This is a genomic window from Marinomonas sp. CT5, from assembly GCF_018336975.1.
In the GTDB taxonomy this organism is placed as follows: domain Bacteria; phylum Pseudomonadota; class Gammaproteobacteria; order Pseudomonadales; family Marinomonadaceae; genus Marinomonas.
The window spans coordinates 1,259,111-1,273,539 of the sequence record NZ_CP025572.1 but is presented as its reverse complement, the minus strand read 5'-3'; the positions used below and the strand labels follow the sequence as shown (position 1 = coordinate 1,273,539).

At 41.2% G+C, this 14,429-nt stretch carries 13 protein-coding genes; 4 read left to right on the top strand and 9 right to left on the bottom strand.

All coding sequences use genetic code 11. From position 1 onward, the window contains the following. The 3 genes from C0J08_RS06025 to C0J08_RS06015 all read right to left on the bottom strand — a co-directional run bounded on the left by C0J08_RS06025 (position 1) and on the right by C0J08_RS06015 (position 4,742). The gene (locus C0J08_RS06025; RefSeq protein WP_212655202.1) at positions 1–1,161 is read right to left on the bottom strand and encodes an alpha/beta hydrolase family protein; all 1,161 of its coding nucleotides are present in this window, start codon (positions 1,159–1,161) and stop codon (positions 1–3) included. Between the two features lie 489 nt (positions 1,162–1,650). Next, the gene (locus C0J08_RS06020) at positions 1,651–2,874 is read right to left on the bottom strand and encodes an anaerobic sulfatase maturase (RefSeq protein WP_212655201.1); all 1,224 of its coding nucleotides are present in this window, start codon (positions 2,872–2,874) and stop codon (positions 1,651–1,653) included. Between the two features lie 32 nt (positions 2,875–2,906). Then, on the bottom strand, positions 2,907–4,742 hold the full coding sequence (locus C0J08_RS06015) for an arylsulfatase (protein ID WP_212655200.1): 1,836 nt from the start codon (positions 4,740–4,742) through the stop codon (positions 2,907–2,909). Between the two features lie 323 nt (positions 4,743–5,065). Here C0J08_RS06015 and bluB point away from each other — a divergent pair, with 323 nt between their 5' ends. Next, the gene (gene bluB / locus C0J08_RS06010) at positions 5,066–5,719 is read left to right on the top strand and encodes a 5,6-dimethylbenzimidazole synthase (RefSeq protein ID WP_212655199.1); all 654 of its coding nucleotides are present in this window, start codon (positions 5,066–5,068) and stop codon (positions 5,717–5,719) included. Between the two features lie 164 nt (positions 5,720–5,883). Beyond that, on the top strand, positions 5,884–6,087 hold the full coding sequence (locus tag C0J08_RS06005) for an RSP_7527 family protein (protein WP_249344531.1): 204 nt from the start codon (positions 5,884–5,886) through the stop codon (positions 6,085–6,087). A gap of 170 nt (positions 6,088–6,257) precedes the next feature. Here C0J08_RS06005 and C0J08_RS06000 read toward each other — a convergent pair whose 3' ends face one another. Beyond that, positions 6,258–6,734 carry a WbuC family cupin fold metalloprotein gene (locus C0J08_RS06000; RefSeq protein ID WP_212655197.1) on the bottom strand — a complete coding sequence of 159 codons (477 nt, stop codon included), beginning with the start codon at positions 6,732–6,734 and terminating at the stop codon, positions 6,258–6,260. A gap of 234 nt (positions 6,735–6,968) precedes the next feature. On the opposite strand from C0J08_RS06000, the gene C0J08_RS05995 reads away from it, so the two are divergent. Next, a complete protein-coding gene (locus C0J08_RS05995; protein WP_212655196.1) occupies positions 6,969–7,436 on the top strand; it encodes a GNAT family N-acetyltransferase in 468 nt (155 codons plus the stop codon). Here C0J08_RS05995 and C0J08_RS05990 read toward each other — a convergent pair. The 5 genes from C0J08_RS05990 to C0J08_RS05970 all read right to left on the bottom strand — a co-directional run bounded on the left by C0J08_RS05990 (position 7,405) and on the right by C0J08_RS05970 (position 10,751). Next, a complete protein-coding gene (locus tag C0J08_RS05990; protein ID WP_212655195.1) occupies positions 7,405–8,031 on the bottom strand; it encodes a uracil-DNA glycosylase family protein in 627 nt (208 codons plus the stop codon). The genes C0J08_RS05995 and C0J08_RS05990 overlap by 32 nt on opposite strands. A 60-nt stretch (positions 8,032–8,091) precedes the next feature. Then, the gene (locus C0J08_RS05985; RefSeq protein ID WP_212655194.1) at positions 8,092–8,880 is read right to left on the bottom strand and encodes a hypothetical protein; all 789 of its coding nucleotides are present in this window, start codon (positions 8,878–8,880) and stop codon (positions 8,092–8,094) included. A 294-nt stretch (positions 8,881–9,174) separates the two neighbouring features. Further along, positions 9,175–9,657: an FKBP-type peptidyl-prolyl cis-trans isomerase gene (locus C0J08_RS05980; RefSeq protein ID WP_212655193.1), complete on the bottom strand. Its 483-nt coding sequence runs from the start codon at positions 9,655–9,657 to the stop codon at positions 9,175–9,177. A 278-nt stretch (positions 9,658–9,935) separates the two neighbouring features. Then, the gene (locus C0J08_RS05975) at positions 9,936–10,364 is read right to left on the bottom strand and encodes a GNAT family N-acetyltransferase (protein WP_212655192.1); all 429 of its coding nucleotides are present in this window, start codon (positions 10,362–10,364) and stop codon (positions 9,936–9,938) included. Between the two features lie 24 nt (positions 10,365–10,388). Next, positions 10,389–10,751 carry a DOPA 4,5-dioxygenase family protein gene (locus C0J08_RS05970; protein WP_212655191.1) on the bottom strand — a complete coding sequence of 121 codons (363 nt, stop codon included), beginning with the start codon at positions 10,749–10,751 and terminating at the stop codon, positions 10,389–10,391. A gap of 214 nt (positions 10,752–10,965) precedes the next feature. On the opposite strand from C0J08_RS05970, the gene C0J08_RS05965 reads away from it, so the two are divergent. Further along, positions 10,966–14,424 carry a hybrid sensor histidine kinase/response regulator gene (locus tag C0J08_RS05965; RefSeq protein WP_212655190.1) on the top strand — a complete coding sequence of 1,153 codons (3,459 nt, stop codon included), beginning with the start codon at positions 10,966–10,968 and terminating at the stop codon, positions 14,422–14,424. Positions 14,425–14,429 lie beyond the last annotated feature (5 nt).

Below are 14,429 nucleotides of genomic sequence, written 5' to 3'. Positions count from 1 at the left end.
CTACCCCCTTTTACCGTTAAAAGTTTTCGCAAACCAATCTGCAATGTAATCACAACCAAAGCTCATATTGTCTGCACCAACGTGCTCAACCCCACCTTCACGCTCAGTAAAAATTTTAAATTCACGATTCGGTGAGTTAATAAGCTGATCATAACTTTGGTAAGCGTAATCTAAGCTAATTTGACGATCTTTCTCCCCATGAGTCACAAGGAAAGGCACCTTAATTTTTTCCATCACACCATTTAGGTTCATCCCTTCGGCTTTAACAAAAAAATCGTCCATATCTTTTGCGCCAAACACCCACATAACATGCGCCCAATAATGTGGAACAGGGTTTTCACCTTCGCGCTTTAAGCGTTTCTGCTGCACTTCTGCCCAGTTATGATTTGCTCCCCATACAGCACCAGCTGCGAATCTTGGCTCATAGGCGACAGCTCTAGGCGCATAATGACCACCTAAAGAAATTCCCGTCATACCAATACGGGAGACATCTACATCGTCTTGTTGCTCTAGCCAATCAACCGCTTTGGATGCCCAAACTTCACTGTTATAAACCGCAGGCAAACCGTAAGTGCGCAATGTATCACCAGTACCAGGTTGATCAACACACAGCGTCGATATTCCTCGCTTAGCCAGTGCTTGAGGTAGATTTGACCAATAGAGCATCTCTTTACAACTGTCCAAACCATTACAATAAACGACCGTAGGGTGAGGACCCTCTCCTTCAGCTCGAACATACAACGCAGGCATAGTTCCGCCATTATCAAGTGGCACCTCTACATACTCACAATTATCTTTGCTGAGCCTAATACTTTTGCGGAATGTCTCTTGCGCTTTATCCCAAGTTTCTTTGCGATTTGGATGTCCTTGACCTTGCATTCGCTCAGCCACCATTAAATACAGCGCCGCTCTCTTTAGCTTGGCACCAGCCGAAAAATAATTCCCCGCGGCTTCATCTTCATCAGCCAGTCCAATCAGCTTATCCGCCATATTGACCCACTGAATCAGAAATTCGGCTGTCCCAGCATCTTCGCCATTTTCTGCGGCTTCGCGTAAAGGCTTACACATATCAATAACTTCGCCAATTTTGGCTCCGCTTCCTAATGCAATAGAAACAGATAAGTTCCAAACATAATTGGGAAAGTATTCAAATAACGCCATATTTATACCTCTAATTTTTATAATAGTATTGGATCATGTTTTGATTAAGAGATTCTTCAATACCAAAGAACCATAATTAAACTAGTTATTTTCATAGACTTTTATTAATCAAATTAACTCACTTAAAAAACCGAATTCATATATAAAAGCCCGTCAAAAGGATGATCATAAAATTAACGAATAATAATATCGCCATTCAATATATCTTGATTTCAAAAACAAACAGGTACTTTAATAAACGAAAAATGTTTTTTATTGATAAAATAAAAATGAAAATATATTTATATGAAATAGCACTTTATACATAAGCCTGAATTTATGTTTCTGTTGATACAGCCAATATAAACCACTACAACCATTCAGAAAAAACCTTTAAACAGAATCAACCATTCGATGTGATCGAACAATAAAAAGTGTGATATAAAACGTTGAAACACCTTAGAATGGGTAAGATTCTGTTGCAAAATAGGCGGCCATTTAAGCTACCAACTACGAATAGAACCTTCGCTTTATCTCTTGCTTTATTTTTTTCATTGGCAATTGTCGACTTAACAAACCTATGGTTTCCGACATTTTCGGCACAGCATGAGAAAAATGTGATTTAAAGCCATCACAAAGATAGTTCCGATTCAATAATCCATCACTAGATGACTCAAATCGGTGCTTTGGACAACCACCATGACACACTGAGCGCACCTCACATGGGTGACAATCGATACTGATATTAAGACGTTTATCTTCGCCAAACTTAAGATTTTGCGGTAGGTTCACTAGATCAATTAATGATGTTTCATTAACGTTACCTAATTTATGATCTGGATAAACATAGTGATCACAAGAATACACATCTCCGTTAGATTCCATCGCTAACCCATTACCGCAAGTTTCACTGAACACACAGGCTCCGGGGCGACCAACCAACTGACTCATGGTTTGCTCAAAATTCATCACGAAGATTTCACCCAAATCGTTTTGTATCCAATGATCAAAAATCGTATTCAAAAACTTACCATACGCTTTAGCTGGAACGGACCATTCAGCGAGATTGGATTCACCGTCAAACCTCGGCTGAATTAAAGTTAAGCCGTGACTATCCGGAACGACCGCTTTTCGCTCTACCAAAGGGATAAACTGCATATATCGGCTACCGATGCGCTTTAAAAATGCATACACATTCAGTGGTCGTTTTACGTTTTCTGCATTCACAACGGTCAACGTATTGAAATCCACCTTGTATTTTTTGAGCAACGCAAGACCGTTTAGGGTCTCGTCAAACGTACTTTTCCCTTTCCTAGATAAGCGATAGGCATCATTACTAATTCGATCACCATCAATTGAGACGCCAATCAAAAAATGGTGCTTTTTAAAAAATAACACCCATTCTTTATCAAGCAAGGTAGCATTGGTTTGCAGGGAATTCGTTACCGTTTTATAACCACGATACTGTTCTTGGAAGGCGATTGCTTGGCGAAAGAAGTCTACTCCCAGCAGAGTGGGTTCACCTCCTTGCCAAACGAAATCAATAACATCACCATGCTGAGACTGAATTTGATCGCGGATGTAATTTTCTAGCGTGGTATTGTTCATACGCCATTGCTTCTTTCGCTCTGGATAAAGGTGTTCTTTTTCCAAATAGAAACAATAAGTACAATCAATATTGCACACTGAACCACTTGGCTTAACCATTACACCGAAGTGATTAATTCTTTCCATTAGCTTGTGACTAATCATCCTCAGTAACGACCTTATCTACCGTTATAAGAAGCCGCGTGTTCTACAACTTTATTTTGGCGAACATACTCTCTAAAGGCTTCTTTCATATCAGCTAGTAACTCAGGATATTGAGCAGACAAGTCCTTTGTCTCCCCTCGATCGGTAGAGATATCGTACAAAGCAAAAGGAACATCTTTTGTAAACACAGGCGTCTTACCTAAAGGTGCTTGTTGACTTAATTTCCAGTTACCACGAACTAGATAACTTGCTCCCATTAGCTCATCGGCCAGCACACTACCTTGCGCATGGACATGAGTAAAACTTCCTGATTCCTTTAAAGCAGATAAAAAAGACACGCCTTTAGGTGGGTAAATTTCTTTTCCCTTGTAAGTGTTAGTTGGTATGTCTACATCAGCGACTTCTAAAACAGTAGGTAAAATATCTACCACTTGTAGTCGTGCATTTGAATTAGGCTTATGTTCATTTTGACCATTTAATTTCACAATTAAAGGCGATGCCGTTGCGCCTTCTGCCCCAGTAAACCCTTTAAATAAACGAAAAGGTGCTGCACTTACTTCAGCCCAACGAGGTCCATATGCCACAACAGATCCCGGCTTTCCCATGTTCGCTAATGAGTTATCAACTTTAGTACCAGGAATTGGCAACATGAAAGCTGGCGCGCCTTCAGCGCCATTATCAGACATAAAAACGATCATAGTATTATCGTATTGATTAATCTCTTTCAAATGATGAACCAATCTGCCTACATGGCGATCCAGATTGCTAACCATGGCCGCATAAATTTCCATGTATTTTGACTCTTTATGTCTTTCCTCTTCCGTTAATTCCTCCCAACGTTTTGGACCAACAGATTCAGCGGCAATATGATTCACATCTGTGATTAATCCCAAGGATCTCATTCTAGCAATACGTTTTTCTCTAACTACTTCATATCCTTCATCATATCGGCCCTTCTGAGCATCAATGTCAGCTTGCGGAGCTTGTAGTGGCCAATGAGGAGCAGTATAAGCAGCATAAGCAAAGAAAGGCTTGCCATCACCATGATTCGAATCAATATAATCAATCAGCTTATTGGTATAAAACTCCGTTGAGTAAAAGTCTTTTGGCAAAAACTTGGCTGGAAATACACGACCATTTTCAGCATACATGGTCAAATCAAGCGGGGTTGGCACGGCAGCTGGAGCAAAATGAGATCCTCCACCATCAACCAAGACATAACTTTTTTCAAAGCCTCGCGAATAAGGAAGTGCACTCTTATTAATACGATACCAGCGTTTGTGGTCTTTATCGGGAGATTTCACGTCATAAGCTAAATGCCACTTTCCTACCATATAAGTATGGTACCCAGAATCAGAAAGTAACTCAGACATAGTGGCGGTTTTTTCACTTATATGGCCATGATAGCCTTCAGGGATATTGTCAAAATCATAGGAATTAGATGCTCCCCACGGCGCATTAATGGGTTTATTTTGAACAATATTAAAACCAACAACCTCACCCATATTACCGATGCCTGCTAAATGATGGTCAACCCCCGTCATTAAACTCGCCCTAGTTGGGGAGCACACAGCCGCGGTATGAAAATTCGTCAAAATACGTCCGTGTTCTGCCAAGGCATCAATATTTGGCGTATTTATTTCACTACCAAAAGCACTTAAGTCTGAATACCCTAAATCATCCGCCATTATCAATAATATGTTAGGACGACTAGGGGCTGAGGGGCCAACTTCAGCCTGAGCAACCATTGATGAGCTTAATAAAGAAACAGCGACAAGCCCAAAACGCAAATGAGGTACTTTGAATTTCAACAAGGTGCTAATACCCTTGCCATGCAAGCGATCAATCATAGATACATCCACTAACTAGCTATTTTTGTTTTTATAAGGTATGAAGCTATCAGTAATTTTTTTTCGAACAAGTCCTTAAAATTGAAGCCATGTATTGATGAAATCGAATGGTATAAATAAGGTGTTCCAAAATAGTGAAAGAGTGAATAAGAAATGCTCCTGATTTGGAAGTGCTACTTCGCTCCTAACCCACCAATAACAAGATCCCCCCCAAATGCCTATACAAAACTCAAAAGACACATCTCAACACAAATTTTCCTCATTAACCTATCTTAACCCCAGCCACCATAATATCGGCCTCACATACAAAAAAGCTGACTTTTATGAAGATCACCCCAGAAGAACGCGACGCGGTTTACAAAACCATATTTTCTCGTCGAGATGTACGACGAGAATTCAAACCAGAACCCATTCCAAACGATGTTTTAAAACGCATCTTACTAGCGGCACACCATGCACCGAGTGTCGGTTTTATGCAGCCTTGGGATTTTATCCTTGTCACTAAACCAGAGTCCAAGACAAAGATTAAACAAGGCTTTTTACAAGCCCATGCGGAAGCAGCCGAGCTGTTTAAAGGTGAGCGCAAAGAGCAATACAAAAGCTTCAAATTAGAAGGCATAGAAGAGGCGCCATTAGGTATCTGCGTCACCTGTGATCGCAGTAGAACGGGTTCCGTTGTATTGGGTAGAACAGTAAAACCTGAAATGGATTTGTTCAGCTCAGTATGTGCTGTACAAAACCTTTGGTTGGCCGCGAGAGCAGAAAATCTAGGTGTCGGCTGGGTCAGTATTATTCATGACAACGTCATACGCGACACGCTGAATATTCCAGAATCCATCGATATCATTGCCTATTTGTGTGTGGGTTATGTGGATACCTTCCATGCTATGCCAGACCTAGAAAGAGCGGGTTGGTTGCCAAGAAAAGAGGCCGATTCTGCCATTCATTATGAATCTTGGACTCCTACTAATGAGTAAAGTCTTCCGCACTTCAATCAAATATTGTCCAATTGATTAGTTTTTTTCATCTATAGCTGTATTTTTTATCGTTTGTCTTCTTTACCTATAGTTTCTACTATATACCTATCAAAACAAGATAAGTTTTGAAAAGGCAAAAAACACAACCAAATGAGGAAAATACCATGAAAGACACTAAAACTATCGCAGAATTACTAGAAAGCGTAAACACAAGCTACTTAACTGATGCCGAAAAATATGAAGCAATTGCTCGAGCTGAACGTGCTGAATACATAGTTGCTGGCTTCTCATACGCTTTCCAAGCAATCAAAAAAGCAGCACTAAAAATGAAATCTGCATTTGCACATTCTTCTGCACAACACGCTTAATTACGTCAGTAAACTTAACTGTTTATTAGATAAGTAGCTACAAATCAATTTAGATATTGTGACTTAGACTAATAAGCCAGCGAAGCAGGAAAGAGCGCTAAAATAAAAACATTAAGCGCCTCCCTACTCCCTTCCTTTTCCAGCACTTCTTTTATTTCTTTCTCTTTATCTTAACAACCAGACCATTGTTGGCCAATTTCAGCATCACGATACCAAGCCATTAATGCTTTATGATTTTCATCATCGGCAGCTGGCGACCAAGGAGCAAAATCTTCTTCTTTGAACGGCGCATAAGGTCCTTGTTTTACTTCAAAAATTACCGCATCCGTGTCCAATGATAAAACAGCATGCCAACCCGCAACAGGTGTTTCAATTACAGACTCACTTTCACCCAATACAGCTCTATCGATCACCACACCGTTATCATCAAACGTCAAAACCACAAAACGTCCGCGTAAAGCCGTTAGCAACTCCCATGTCTGTAAATGACGATGAGGTCGGATATAAGTGTCTGGTTCCATCGCAATGGCTAAACGCTGGACTGGATCAGATAATTCACTATGAATGTTGTGATTCATACGCTGGCGTGAAGATTGGCGAGCGGTATCACTGAGGGTAGAAAGTTTATCAAAACTCAGTTTATTCATGGGGCAAGTCACTTATATGAAGATTGAGAAAAGGGAATGCTAATGCTACCGCATCCGCCAGTCAAACAGATAGTATTTTCAATACGCCTAAATAGGACAGAGCAAAGCGACAAAAACGGCGCACTCTAACATCATGCAGACTATCAAATGGAATCCGATCTTTCGTGTTCATGGTGTGGCTTTCTTGGCATAATATGCGACGAAAAAATGACACGGATTTGAAGGATAAAAGAAATGATCACATGGCATTGTCAGGAATTTAGTGAGCTATCCAATGACCATTTATATGGCATATTGAAACTTCGCATTGATGTATTTGTTGTTGAGCAAAACTGCGTTTTTCCAGATTTAGACAACCTGGATATATTGCCTAATACTCGACACTTGTACGCTCTCCAAGACAATAAAGTCGTCGCATACGCTAGGCTTTTAGCCAAAGATGATTGTTATCCCGACTACTCTAGTATTGGTCGAGTGGTCGTCGCCCAAGAAAACCGCAAAGATAAACTTGGCCACGCACTAATGACTCATGCGATTAAAGAGGTATTAGCAATCTGGCCAGACACCCCGATCAAAATTGGCGCGCAATCCCATCTTGAGCGTTTTTATCAATCACACGGGTTTATCACCGTATCAGAACCTTACCTAGAAGATGGTATCGAACATTATCTTATGACGAGGAAGTCTGAAGTAACCGGCTAATTCTTAATTTCAGTTCCGGTAAAACGTCTGCTTCAAACCAAGGGTTTTGCTTGAGCCAGCGATTATTCCGTGGGCTTGGGTGAGGTAATACAATCTTGCCTTGCTCAAGCCAATATTGCCATTGCTTAACCTGCTCAGTGACCTTACCAGACGTTCCTAAATGATAGGCTTGCGCATAAGCGCCTAAGACAATCGTTAATTCAATATTGTGAAGCTGCTTGAGCACGTCTTCTCGCCACTTCGCCGAACATTCAGGTCGCGGAGGTAAATCGCCAGACTTTTTCCCTGCTGACGGGCCACTTTTATGAAGACTATTTCCAGGAAAACAAAACCCCATCGGCAAAATCGCAACTTGTTGTTCATCGTAGAATTCATGAGAAGCCAAACCCAGCCAGTCTCGTAAACGCTCGCCGCTTAAATCATCAAATGGACGACCAATGTCATGGGTCTTTTGCCCTGGCGCTTGACCCGCAATAAGAAGTTTCGCATCTGGGTGAATTTGCAGAATGGGTTCGGGAGGATTAGGCAGAACCTCAGCGCAATGTTGACAGGATAAGATCGCACATTTTAGTTCAAGGAAGGCATCATATGACATTGAAGTTACCCCATAAAAAAAGGCACCGCCCGTTTGCAGTGCCTTCAGTTAGAGAAGCGATTACATATTGTTTAAGTAAGCCTCGATAAACTGTCCTTGATTCGGTGCTTTAGGCGCAGTTTTAAAATTCAATACATGATCATTAAGTCGTAACTTAAGTTTGTCAGTAAAATCGCAGCGAATCGCCTTAAACTCTTTTGCTGTTTCTTTAAAATCAGGCTTAGCCGCACATTGATCCGCAATTTTTGATGACACTTGCGCGCAATAAGCTGCAATAGCATAAGATCCTAAGTCACTGTCAGAAATTTTATTCCAATCCACTTTCGTCGGAATCTCTGTGTCACACTGCTTAGCCACATTGTCGTCGGCTTGTTGAATCTTGGTTTTTTGATACGCTAAATGCTTTTTACGATTAAACATCGCCAACTTTTTTTGCACGCCTTGTTGTAATTGCTGGTCATAAAGTGCAGAAATAGCCTGAACAGTATCGCTTTTCACCTCATCCTTCTTACCTAGGTAAATACCATCTTTGCCATCAGGTAAATATAAGGTGTATGAGCAACAACCGTAGTTATTCGCGATATAAATCAAAGTTCTTTTTGAACCATCATAAGTGTATTTCAACCTTTGATCATCGCCCTGTTTGTTTACCTTGGCTAAGAAAACTACCCCATCAATCTCATGATTAACTCCTGTCACTTTCACCAAGGCTTGAGTGTTATCCACGGTCGGTGCAATAACCACACTCACACCTTCACCTGATGTTAATTCTGTTGGGTATCTAGCCAAATCTAATGCGAAAACAGAATGACTTAATAAAACCAAAAACACAGACAAAATCTTTTTCATCACAAGTCCTTTTAAGAATAGAGTTCATTTTAAAACTGGCAGCAACATCGCCACTGTGTAGATTGCGCGACATTTAAACACTAATTTTTCTATCTTTCTAGGTCTCGGCAAAGCGCTAACAGCCTATACTAAGTATTAAATGTGTAAATTTTATATAAACTATTCCAACCAATTTTTAATAAAGTACGGACAAATAAATCGGTTTAACAAAAACTGGGCTAAATTATTGGACGCATAAAAAAACGGCTTCTGTTTGTGTTTCAGAAGCCGTTTTTTAGGTTGTTCACATGGTACTTAGTGCTGATGACCACCAGCGCCGTGAACGTGACCGTGTTCTAGTTCTTCCGCTAATGCTTCACGAACTTCGATGATTTCAACGTCAAAGTTCAATGTTTTACCTGCTAAAGGATGATTACCATCTAGCATAACGCCATCGTCTTCAACAGCGATAACCGTTACTGGCTGTTGGCCACCAGGAGTCTGTGCCATAAATTGCATGCCAACTTGGATTTCATCAACACCTTGGAAGTTTTCAGTGGGCACTTTTTGAATCAGTTCTTGATGAACCGCACCGTAGCCATCTTCTGGTGAAACAGCAACAGCTAGCTTATCACCAGCGGCTTTACCTTGAAGCGCTTTATCTAGGCCATCAATAATATTTTGAGCGCCGCTTAAAAAGACTAAAGGCTCTTGACCAACAGAAGAGTCAAGCTCTTGACCTTGCTCGTCAGTCAAAGTGTAGTGCATGCTTACAACGGTGTTTTCTGCGATTTGCATTGTATTCTCCTAATAAACAAATAAAAAAAATAATGAGGGAACGAGCGCTTGATACAAGCAAATCTTACATTTCAACAATAAGCGTTACACCGCCACAACACGAACCCAAACAATAGTTTGTAGCATTATGATAACGTCCCATAAGCTGAATAACTACCGTATAGCCTTAGAAGTTTGGTACGTTCGACGATTTTTAAAGGGATATTTCGCAATTTTTTTAGGAAAAAGTAAAAAACAACCCGAGCAGGCCACATTTAAAACAAAAATACGTCATTAAATTAACTGGAAAATTCAAAGACAGATTGCGTTTTACTAATAGAAAAACCAAGCGTTGAATAAAACATTTTCGCCCCTTCTCGAACATCATTAGTTCGAACGCGCAGTGTTATGTTCTCTGCTAAAGCCCACTCTTTAGCTTTCTCGACTAAAGCCCGACCTGCGCCTTTTAACCTAGCCTGATCCGAGACAGACAATCCGAGGATTTCAATAAAGTCGGCCGAAGCTGCTCTAAACGCATGTTGGACGTGAAGCCAACCAATCAATTGACCATTGATTTCTGCCACCCAAACTCTGTCATTATTGGATTTAAGTAAGCGCTCAAGACGCTTTTCCGCCAGGTCGTTGGCGGTTTTACTCTCATAACCTAGAGCCGAAGCAACATCGGCAATAGCCTTAGCATCCTGTAATACTGCGATTCTAACGTCCATAATGTTCTCTGATTCAATCAATGGTCATTCATCCTTTGAAATGAACTGGGTAACATCTAGATCATAGGATTTGCCTAACCAGCTCACACCTTGCGTATGGTCAACATATTCATTGCCTGTTAATGGGTGAACAAACACGTCAAGTGATTGGCGATTTAGCATCAGCCACGGAATGATCTCACCATAGTTTTCCGCGGCAAATGAAAGTTGGCAGCTCCATACAGGATGCGGTCCTACTGGCTTTTGATGAAAACGTCCAACCCGAATCTCAAACAGCTCACAGGCCTGTTTAGCAACTTGCTTTGCCATTTCAACACCAGCTTCATCATGATAGTAAAGATGAGCATGAAATGCTTTGATGTTCTTATAGGTGGGAAGCTTGCTCATTGTGACTCCAGATATTGTCGATAGAGATTATTAAAGTATTCTAACATTAGACACTAAGCCATAAGAGCTTGAGACTCGAAAAACAACAAGTCCACAAAAATACTCAAAGCCTTCTACATTACGCTACCTAAGTCGTAGGGGATTCTCAAATAAGCTGTGTTACATTAAAACGAATAACCACAATGTTTTAGCCTATATTCAGGTAATTTATTGAATGACTGTTTTCTGGATTTTGTTAGCCATCCTTTATGTTTTAGGTCTATTTTTTATCGCCACTTGGGGCGATAAGGAAAGTCCGGCAGCGAAAAAACTAACGCGACACCCCTTAGTCTACAGTTTGTCATTAGCAATATATTGTACAGCGTGGACATTTTATGGCTCCATTGGTGAGGCTTCTCGTTCTGGATGGAGTTATTTACCCATCTTGCTCGGCCCTATTCTGCTGTATCTATTTGCCTTTCCCATCCTGCATAAAATGATCACAGTAAGTCATAAACAAAACATCACCTCCATTGCAGACTTCATATCTTCACGATATGGCAAACGTCCTATGACAGCACCATTGGTCATACTCATTTGTATGTTGGCGGTAATCCCATATATTGCCTTGCAGTTAAAAGCCATTGGTTCAAATTTTGCGCTTTTTGTAAATCAAGACGAGTCCTCCACTAGCTTTGTTGTCTTGGTCGCAACCATACTTATTGGCATTTTCGCCATGTTGTTTGGCACCCGAAAAGTCGAAGTCACAGAGTATCGTTCCGGAATGATGCTAGCGATTGGTGCAGAATCCTTATTTAAACTCATTGCGATCGTAGCGGTGGGCATGGTGGCGGTTCTCATGACCCAAGAGTTTACTGCCACAAAACTTAGTAAGAATGTGGATTTAACTGTCTGGAATCCGGAGCAACTCTTATCTTTTCCTTTTCTAATGCAGACCTTTATGTCTGCTGCGGCCGTGATTTGTTTACCTCGACAATTCCATGTCACGGTCGTTGATCACCAAAACAACCGCCAATCCAATATGGCACGCTGGTTATTCCCGCTATATTTACTGATCTTTGCCATCATTATTCCGCCTATTGCCATTGCCGGGCAAAGCCTGTTTTCAGCGGACATTAACCCAGATACGTATGTCATTCAGTTCGCTTTAGCCTCTGACAATTTGCCACTGCAAATGCTGATTTTCTTAGGCGGTATGTCGGCCACCACAGCGATGATTATTATCGCTACTTTCGCCCTGAGTATCATGATCAGCAATGATGTCATTTTGCCTCTCATGTTGGCTCGTGCCAGTGCTCAGCAGCAAGCTTTGCCCTTGTACCGACGTCGAATATTAATGATTCGCCGCTTAGCGATGTTGGGCATACTGTTACTGTCGTTTTTGTATTACCAAAAAATGGCCAATGCAGAATCATTAGCTAACACGGGGATATTGGCATTTTCCCTCGTATTACAACTTATGCCAGCGGTATTAGGTGGTCTGTACTGGAAACGTGCCCATGCTCATGGTGTGTATACGGGATTGACCTTAGGTTTTTTATGCTGGGTCTTACTGATGATGTTACCGCTTACTGGCAATATCAATTGGGGGCTAGAAAATGAACAATCAAGATCAGAACTCATCAGCTATGGCGCTTTTATAAGCTTATTAGCAAATATTTTTGGTTATATCCTTGGTTCTTTATTATCGACAGAACGTTTAATCGACCGAATTCAAGCCACCGCCTTTGTTAGCCCTACGACAGAATTGGAAAAAGGCTTTTTCAAACCGAAAAGCAAAGCCACAAATGGTGATTTTTTTGTGCTGCTTGAAACCTTTTTAGGAAAACAAAAAAGCCAGCAGGTTTTAACAAATTTCGAGCATGATTACAGCCAGACAATTCCTGCTAACGCCTCACCAAATCGCTTATTTGTTGATTACTGCGAACGTATTCTTGGCGGCGTACTTGGTGGCTCTTCAGCGCGTACTATCATTAATTCCATCTTGATTGATAAACAAATCAAGGTAGAAGAAATGGTGACTTATTTAGATGAAACCACCCAAGCCATTCAATTCAGCCAAAACTTGTTATTCGTCTCTATGGATAATTTGGATCAAGGTATCAGCGTTGTTGATAAAGATTTGCGTATCGTCGCTTGGAATAAAACCTACCTATCTCTCTATCCCTACCCTGAAGGCATGCTGACCGTCGGCTTGCCCGTAGAAGAACTGATTCGATTCAATGCCGAACGGGGTGAATGCGGCGTCGGTGATATAGAAGAACTGGTTAGCAAGCGCTTAGAGCATCTCAAAAAAGGCAGTACTCACAGATTTTTACGTCGTCGAGCCAGTGGTCGAGTCATTGAAATGGTCGGAAACCCATTGCCTGACGGCGGCTTTGTGACCAGCTTCACAGACGTAACCGAGCACATAGAAAGCCAGCAAGCCTTAAAAGAAGCCAACATAGACTTAGAAAAGCGTGTTGAAGCCCGTACCGTCGAAGTGCAAGGGGTTAACAATGAGCTGATGCAAGAAATTGAGCGCCGCAATCAAGCGGAAAAAGCCTTACTCAGTGCGAAAGCAGAGGCTGAACAGGCTAATGCTTCTAAGACAGAGTTTCTTGCCTTAGCCAGCCATGATATTTTGCAGCCGTTAAATGCAGCCAAACTCTATATGGGCATTTTACAATCCACAGAATTGCCCACTAACACTAACCAAGTCATTGAAAAACTCTCTGATTCCTTAGAATCCACTGAAGCCCTTATTTCCACTTTGCTTGAAATCGCTCGTTTAGACCAAGGCGCCATTCAACCTAAATTAATAGATTGTCATCTTGAGGATATTCTCACACCGATCATAGCGGAGTTTGGCGTCATTGCGGAAAGTAAAAATATTCGCTTAAGCACTCACCTGCGCCCCTTTAGAGTTCATACAGACCCTATTTACTTACGTCGGATCATTCAGAATTTTGTTTCTAATGCTGTGAAATACACACCAACAGGACGCGTATTATTAAGCGTTAGAGCTCGCGCTAACTCAGTATATTTACAAGTGTGGGATACTGGCGTCGGTATTCCCATTACCGAACAAAAGAAAATTTTTGATGACTTCTATCGCTGGGAAAATACTCAAGAACCAGGGATGGGGCTCGGTTTAGGCCTGGTCAGAAGAATGCAAAAACAACTTGGCTTAGAAACTCAAATAAAATCGATTCCTGGTAAAGGCAGCTGTTTTAGTATCCTTATTCCATTGGCTCAAGGTAATCACGCCACTAATTTTTCATTGCCTCAAGTCGTCAGCCTATCATCCGAAAAGCGCGCACATTGTTATGTTTGGTGTATTGATGACGAAAAAAACAACCTCACCGCGATGAACACCCTGCTAGCCCATTGGCAATGCGATTGTCGGACCTTTAACCGTTTTAATGACGCTTTGGAAGCGGAAGGAGAAGCAGAATTACTCTTAGTAGATTATCACCTTGATGATAATAAAGATGGCCTGTCTTTGATCAAGGCACTAAGAATGAAAGCTGGCAAAACAATTCCAGCGGTCTTAATCACCGCCCTGCGCGACCCAGAATTAATTGAGCAATGTAAGCGACACAATATTACCTTCATGGCAAAACCAGCAAAGCCCGCAAAACTACGGGCCTTGGTACAACACATACATCAATTAAGAGAAGAAACTCAATAACAAGC